Consider the following 7,171-nt stretch of genomic DNA (forward strand, 5'->3'; position numbering starts at 1 on the left):
TCGGGACCGGGTCGCTCGGGACCGGGTCTCCCGGTACGGGGGCGGCAGCGGCCTCCGGCGGCTCGGTGTGCCGGCGGTCGGTGATCCAGTACTCGGCGGGCCGGGCGAACGGCCGGGGCCGCGGGCCGGCACCGGCGTCGGGCGCGGCCGCCGGGAAGGCCGGCCACTGCGAGACCAGCTCCAGGTAGATCTCCCGGAAGGCGCCGGTCACCGGCTCCACGGCGAAGCGTTCCTGCGCCCGCAGGCGGCCGGCCAGCCCGAGCCGGGCCCGGCGCTCGTCGTCGCGCAGCAGGGCGAGGCAGGCTCCGGCCAGCGCCTGCGGGTCGCGCGGCGGCACCAGCAGCCCGGTCGGGCCGACCACCTCGCGGGCCACCCCGACATCGGTGCTGACCACCGCGCGGCCGCTCAGCATCGCGTCGGCCAGCAGGCGGGGGCGGCGCTGGGAGAGGGCGGAGAAGACCACGACGGTGCCGTCCGCCCAGGCGTCGGCGGCCGAACGGGGCCGCCCGGCGAACTCGACCGCGTCGGCCACCCCGAGCCGTTCGGCGACGGCCGCGCAGTGCGCCCGGTAGCCGGGGACGGCCTCCTCCCCGTGCAGGACCAGCCGCGCGGCGGGCAGTTCGGCCCGGACCCGGGCGAAGGCGTGCAGCGCGAGTTCGGGGTCGCGGCCCGGCTCCAGGGCGCCGGCCCAGACCAGGGTGGGGGCGTCCGGTTCGGGACCGGCCGCGGGCCGCTCCACGGCCGGGGTGCCCTCGTACACGACCCGGGTGCGCGCCGGATCGGCCCCGCAGCGGCGCTGCCACTGCTGGTCGTGGGCGCTGCCCGGGGTCAGTATCGCGGCCTGCCGGTAGGTCTCCTCGGTGAGCGCCCGGAAGAAGGCGAGCAGCAGGGCCCGGACCGGCCAGCGGTAGGGGGCCTCGCGGTAGCCGAGGTACTGCTCGCGCAGGTGCAGTCCGTGCTCGGTGACCACGAACGGCACGCCGTGCAGTTGCTTGGCGACCAGCGCGGGCAGCGCGGCCGGGCCGCCGCCGACGACATGGCAGAGGTCGGCGGCGCCGAGGCCGCCGGGCGCGGTGCCGTACCAGGGCGCGGAGAGCGGCCGCAGGCACTGTTCGAGCAGGTCGGCGGCGACCAGGACGTCGCAGACCAGCGGCTGCCCGGCGGAGGTGTCGGCGCCGGGCGAGCGCCAGACCCGCTCCAGGATGCGGCGGGCCCGGTCGGAGACCAGGAAGGCGGGCAGCGCGCCGTCGGCGCGGGCGAGTTCGGCGAGCCGGTAGAGGCCGGGGCCGAAGCCGGACCGCTCGCCGGGGCGCAGCAGGGCCCGGACCAGCCGGTCGTAGGCGGCGGCGTACTGGCGGCCGCGCAGGGCGCCGGGCGCGCGGCCGGCCGGGCGGCGCCCCCAGAGGGCGAGTTCGTGGACCGCGGGCCGGGCCGCGTCCTCCGCGTCCGCTCCGGCGTCCGTCGGCGAGGTCCCTCCGGTTCCGGCCGTCCCGGCCGTCCCGGCGAGGACGTACCACGCGAAGTCGTGCTCGCGCAGGCCGTCCACCAGCCGGTCGCACCAGCCGCCGGCGCCACGCGGGGAGCGCGGGCGCACACCCTCGGTGAGCAGTGCTACGCGCACGGGAGACCTCCAGGACAGAACGGGATCGACGGATGGCCGGGCCGAGCGGGCGGTGCCGGCCGCGCGGGCCGGTCGGCGCCCGGCCGCCCCACGGCGACGCGTGCGGCGCGTACGACGTGGGGGCGGCCCGGGGCGGAGGAGGCGTTCCGCCGCAGACACGGCGGCCCGGACCGGTGGCCGCCGTCGGCCGCCACCGGCCGTCGGCGTCCCTCGCGCGGCCGCCCTCCGGGTTCTCCGGCGGCCGCGGCTCCCCCACACCTGTTCGGTCCGACAGCAGAAAGGTAGGACCGGCCCGGGGCAATCCATCGGTCACATGCCTGGTTGCCACCTGAACGAGTGAACCGGAGTGACCTCTTCCCGATCATGGCGTTAACGGCGGCCCCTCACGGGGTATCCCCCGCCCCACCACGACGGGGGCGGGCGTCAGGCCCGGCCCAGCAGCTCCTTCACCGCCCTGGCGACGGCGTCGGGGTGCTCCATCATCGCGACGTGCCCGGAGTCCGGCAGCACCAGCAGCCGGGAGTCCGCGAAGGCCGCGCAGGCCCGGCGGGCGGAGCGGTAGGAGACGAGCTTGTCCCGCAGCCCGTACACCAGCAGCACCGGCACGGTCACCCGGGCCGCCTGCCGCCACAGCGCCTGCTCGCCGCGCTCGGTGTAGGCGGAGACGATCCCGCGCGCCGAGCCCACCAGCGCCCCCGCCGCCCAGGGCAGCTCGGTCCGCCGCCGGTACTGGGCCACCGCCTCGGCCCGCTCGGCCGGGCTCAGGCTGTCCGGGTCTCCGTAGACGAGCCGGAGCAGCCCGTCGGCGGCCCGCTCGGGCTCGCGCGCACCGGTCGGCAGCCGGCGCAGCAGCGCGGGGACGCCGGGGACGGCGAGCATCGCGGTCGGCCAGGCGGAGCGCTGCGGGGGCAGTTCGGGCAGGGCGGGCGAGACCAGGGTCAGGCTGCGGACCAGGTCGGGGCGGAGCGCCGCGAGCCGGACGGAGACCGCTCCGCCGAGCGAGTTGCCGAAGAGGTGGACCGGTCCCCGGCCGGCGGCCTCCAGATAGCCGACGACGGCCCGGACGTGGCCGGAGAGGCCGAGGTCGCCGTCGGCGGGCGGGGCGGATTCGCCGAAGCCGGGGAGGTCCACGGCCTCGCCGTCCAGCTCTCCGCCGAGCCGGGCCATCAGCGCGTTCCAGTTGGCGGCGGAGCCCCCGAGCCCGTGCACGAACAGCGCCGGGGCCCGTCCGCCGCCCGGTCCGGGAGCGGTCGGAACGGCGCCGGGGCCGGTCACCGGCCGGTGCACGGCGAGCACCGCTCCGGGCACCTCGACGGTCCGGAAGGGCTCCGGGGAGACCGGTTCCGGGAGTATCTGCTGCTCAGCACCGCTCATGGTGGACGATGGTAGTGAGCCGGTGCCGTCGCGGCCCCCCGAAGGCGCGGGGCCGGAAGGTCTCCCCATTCACCGGTCCACAGCACTGCCGACGGCCGTGGTGCGCGCCGTATTGTGGGCTCCTGACAAGGGGGACGGCCGCTTTTCTCGCGCCTGGCAAGCGCGAACGCGGTTACCCGAAAGTAGAATCGGCCATCTTGCCGACCCCGTACGACCCGTGAAGTGAGGAGCGCCGTGACGGCCATCCAGGAGGCGCAGGAGCGCCCGCGCGGTGCCCGCCTGCCGCGAAGCGCCCGCCGTGAACAACTGCTCGGTGCCGCCCAGGAGGTGTTCGTCGCGCAGGGTTACCACGCGGCCGCCATGGACGACATCGCCGATCGTGCCGGGGTGAGCAAGCCGGTCCTCTACCAGCACTTCCCCGGGAAGCTGGAGCTCTACCTGGCGCTGCTGGACAAGCACTGCGACGCCCTGGTCGACTCGACCCGCGAGGCGCTGGAGACCACCACCGACAACAAGCTCCGGGTGGCGGCGACGATGGAGGCGTACTTCAACTACGTCTCCAGCGAGTCCGGCGCGTTCCGGCTGGTCTTCGAGTCGGACCTGACCAACGAGCCGGCCGTGCGCGAGCGCGTCGAGCGGGCCGCCGAGGCCAGTGCGACGCTGGTCAGCACGGTGATCCAGGAGGACACCGACCTCCCGGAGGCGGAGTCCAAGCTGCTCGCCGCGGGCGTCTGCGGTCTGGCCCAGATCACCGCCCGGTACTGGCTGTCGCAGGGGCTGGAGATCCCCCGCGACGAAGCGGTCCGACTGGTCGCCAGCCTGGCCTGGCGCGGGCTCAAGGGCTTCCCGATGCACCCGCACGCGGAGTCCGCGGACGGGTCCTCCGCCGACCGGTGATCCACTGACCTTCGTCTGGGCACCGATCCGGTGCTCTATGGTGAAGCCGTACGGCGCGGTAGACGTGAACGCTTGTCCCAGGCGGTCCGGTGCCGCGCGTGGATGGCTGCAACCCCGGAGGGACGGAAGCCGTGGAGGTCAAGATCGGCGTGCAGAACGCGCCGCGCGAGATCGTGATCGAGAGCTCGCAGACTGCCGAGGAGATCCAGAACGCGATCGCCAAGGCGCTGGAGGGCACCGAGAAGCTCTTCACCCTGGCCGACGAGCACGGGCGTCGCGTCATCGTCCCGGCGGACCGCCTGGCGTACGTGGAGATCGGCGAGCCGGCCGTGCGCAAGGTCGGCTTCGGCACGCTCTGAGCCCGACGGGCCTCGCCCGGTGCCCCGCTCCCTCGGTCGAGGGGGCGGGGCACCGTCGTTCCCGGGGCCTGTTCCCCGGGCGGACTCCCGGGCTTCGCTCCCGGGGCGGGCGGTGCGCACGGGGTGTACGGACCGGAAGCCCGGGGTACGGCGACAGTGCGGCCGACCGCGCGCCGCGCACCGGTACCCCGGGGAGGCATCCTTGCTGGTCGAGACCGTCGCCTTCGCCCTCGTCGGCCTGATCGTCGGCGCGGCCGCACTGCTGTCGCTGCCCGCGTACTTCCCGGCCGGCCGGGCCCTGACCATGGGCACCGCCCTCGGGTCGGCGCTGCTGACCGGGGTGATCGCGCACTTCACCATGGACGGCCGGTACCCGGCGGCGAGCATCGCGATCTCGGCGGTGGCCTCGGCCCTGCTCACCTCGGTCCTGGCCCGGCCGGACCTCGCCGCCGGGCGGGCCCCGGCACACCGGCACCGCCAGCACCGGACCGGCGGGCACCGGTCGGGCGGGCCCCGCGCGGGCGCGCACCGGCGCCACCGGCCCGCCTGAGCGCCCGGGGCGGGCCGGGGCCGGGAGCCGCGGTCAGGAGGCCAGGCCCAGGGCGGCCATCCGCCGGGTGTGCGCCTCGGTGATCCGGTTGAACATCTTGCCGACCTCGACCAGGTCGAAGCCCTGCACCTGGACGCCGCCGACCAGCAGGTTGGACAGCGCGTCCCGCTCCGCGACCACCCGCTGGGCCTGGCTGAGCGCCTCGCCCATCAGCCGCCGGCCCCACAGGGCGAGCCGGCCGCCGGACCGCGGGTCGGCCTCGATGGCCTGCCGGACCTTGTCGACGGCGAACTGCGCGTGGCCGGTGTCGGACATCACGCCGAGGACGAGATCACGGGTGTCGTCGTCCAGCCGGACGGCCACCTCGCGGTAGAAGTCGGTCGCGATGGCATCGCCGACGTAGGCCTTGACCAGGCCCTCCAGCCAGTCCGAGGGCGCGGTCATCCGGTGGAACAGCTCCAGCGGCTCGACGAAGGGGCGCATCGCCTCCTCCGGCTCGGCACCGATCTCGGCGAGCCGGTCGTGCAGCCGCTGGTAGTGCTGGAACTCGGCGGAGGCCATCCGGGCCAGCTCCGCCTTGTCCGCGAGGCCGGGCGCGAGCTTGGCGTCCTCGGCGAGCCGCTCGAAGGCGCTCAGCTCGCCGTACGCGAGGGCGCCGAGCAGGTCCAGTACGGCGGCCCGGTAGGCGGGTTCGGCCGAGCAGGTCGCCCAGTCGCCGATCGAGCCGGCCGCCACGTCGTCCTGCGTCTCACCACGGTTCTCCATGACCCGCACCTTAGTCCCGGTCCGTCCCCGGGCACCTCACCCACCTCTCCGACCTGCGATGTCGCCCGCGTCACGTGTTCGAGTCGTCGGGTGACTGTATGGTGGTACGGAGGCCCGTCGTGCTCGCACGGTGTCACCGCCGTCTCGGTGTGCCGAGCGAGCCCGCTCCGAAACGCCGCCGTCCCCCTGGACGGGTCGTACGGAAGCCGGGAACTCAACGTACGCGGATGCCCGGTCGGAGAGCCGATCGGCTCCGACCAGGGCTTGGACTTCAAGCCTTGGCACCGCATCAGTGGCCGAGCGAGGGCCGCCGAGACCGCGCCAGTCGGCGCAGGTCCCGCGCAGGTCCCTCACGGGAATCCTCCCCGACGCCGCCGGCGACGCGCCCCTTCACCGGGCCGCGCGCACCGGCCGGCCGCAGGGACCGGCGCGGTTGTGCGTCCGCGCAGCTGTATTCGAGGCCGTCCAGGCCTGTACACAGCCGCGCGGGCTGCCCGCCCGCCGCTCGCTCTCGGCCCCTCCACACGGAAGAGGCAGCACCCTGTCCACCACCGCTGAACCCATGAAGACGACCTTCCGGGACCTGGGGATCCTCCCGGAGACCGCCGAGGCTCTCGAGTCCGTCGGCATCGTCCACCCCTTCCCCATCCAGGAGATGACCCTCCCGGTCGCGCTGACCGGCCACGACGTCATCGGCCAGGCCAAGACCGGCACCGGCAAGACGCTCGGTTTCGGCCTGCCGCTGATCGAGCGGGTCGTCGTGCGCGCCGACGTCGACGCCGGCCGCGCCACCGAGGAGCAGCTCACCGAGTCCCCGCAGGCACTGATCGTGGTGCCGACCCGCGAGCTGTGCACCCAGGTCACCAACGACCTGCAGACCGCCGGCAAGGTCCGCGACGTCCGCGTGCTCGCCGTCTACGGCGGCCGTGCCTACGAGCCGCAGGTCGAGGCGCTGCGCAAGGGCGTCGACATCGTCGTCGGCACCCCGGGCCGTCTGCTCGACCTGGCCGGCCAGAAGAAGCTGGACCTCTCCAGGGTCCGCTCGCTGGTCCTGGACGAGGCCGACGAGATGCTCGACCTCGGCTTCCTGCCGGACGTCGAGAAGATCATCACCATGCTGCCGGCGAAGCGGCAGACCCTGCTGTTCTCGGCGACCATGCCGGGCCAGGTCATCAGCCTCGCCCGCCGCTACATGAGCCAGCCGACCCACATCCGGGCCGCCGCGCCGGACGACACCGGCACCACCGTCGCCAACACCGAGCAGCACATCTTCCGTGCGCACTCGCTGGACAAGGTGGAGATGGTCTCGCGCATCCTGCAGGCCGACGGCCGCGGGCTGGCGATGATCTTCTGCCGGACCAAGCGGACCGCCGCCGATGTCGCCGACCAGCTCACCCAGCGCGGCTTCGCGGCCGGCGCCGTGCACGGCGACCTCGGGCAGGGCGCCCGCGAGCAGGCCCTGCGGGCGTTCCGCAACGGCAAGGTCGACGTGCTGGTCTGCACCGACGTCGCGGCCCGCGGCATCGACGTCGAGGGCGTCACGCACGTGATCAACTACCAGTGCCCGGAGGACGAGAAGACCTACCTGCACCGGATCGGCCGCAC

The 7,171-nt window shown here is 74.9% G+C and carries 7 protein-coding genes; 4 read left to right on the forward strand and 3 right to left on the reverse strand.

Annotated features, from left to right (window positions below):
• Both BI06_RS17975 and BI06_RS17980 read right to left on the reverse strand, forming a co-directional pair.
• A partial coding sequence (locus BI06_RS17975) for a DUF3492 domain-containing protein (protein ID WP_051741216.1) occupies positions 1 to 1,621 on the reverse strand: 1,621 nt, incomplete at its 3' end.
• A gap of 423 nt (positions 1,622 to 2,044) precedes the next feature.
• Entirely contained in the window at positions 2,045 to 2,995 is a 951-nt protein-coding gene (locus tag BI06_RS17980; protein WP_043469114.1) for an alpha/beta fold hydrolase, read from the reverse strand.
• A 234-nt stretch (positions 2,996 to 3,229) separates the two neighbouring features.
• Between BI06_RS17980 and BI06_RS17985 the strand changes: the two genes are divergently transcribed.
• From BI06_RS17985 to BI06_RS17995, 3 genes are all read left to right on the forward strand, one after another.
• Complete coding sequence (locus BI06_RS17985; protein ID WP_030392939.1) at positions 3,230 to 3,892, forward strand: TetR/AcrR family transcriptional regulator; 663 nt, start codon at positions 3,230 to 3,232, stop codon at positions 3,890 to 3,892.
• A gap of 131 nt (positions 3,893 to 4,023) precedes the next feature.
• Entirely contained in the window at positions 4,024 to 4,251 is a 228-nt protein-coding gene (locus tag BI06_RS17990; protein ID WP_030392940.1) for a DUF3107 domain-containing protein, read from the forward strand.
• A gap of 202 nt (positions 4,252 to 4,453) precedes the next feature.
• Positions 4,454 to 4,801 carry a hypothetical protein gene (locus BI06_RS17995; protein ID WP_030392941.1) on the forward strand — a complete coding sequence of 116 codons (348 nt, stop codon included), beginning with the start codon at positions 4,454 to 4,456 and terminating at the stop codon, positions 4,799 to 4,801.
• A gap of 33 nt (positions 4,802 to 4,834) precedes the next feature.
• Here BI06_RS17995 and BI06_RS18000 read toward each other — a convergent pair whose 3' ends face one another.
• A complete protein-coding gene (locus BI06_RS18000; protein WP_030392942.1) occupies positions 4,835 to 5,566 on the reverse strand; it encodes a ferritin-like fold-containing protein in 732 nt (243 codons plus the stop codon).
• 490 nt (positions 5,567 to 6,056) lie between these two features.
• Here BI06_RS18000 and BI06_RS18005 point away from each other — a divergent pair.
• Positions 6,057 to 7,171: DEAD/DEAH box helicase (locus BI06_RS18005; protein WP_369826155.1), on the forward strand; the 1,115-nt coding region annotated here is incomplete at its 3' end.

The organism is Kitasatospora sp. MBT66 (assembly GCF_000710405.2).
GTDB classification, from domain to species: domain Bacteria; phylum Actinomycetota; class Actinomycetes; order Streptomycetales; family Streptomycetaceae; genus Kitasatospora; species Kitasatospora purpeofusca.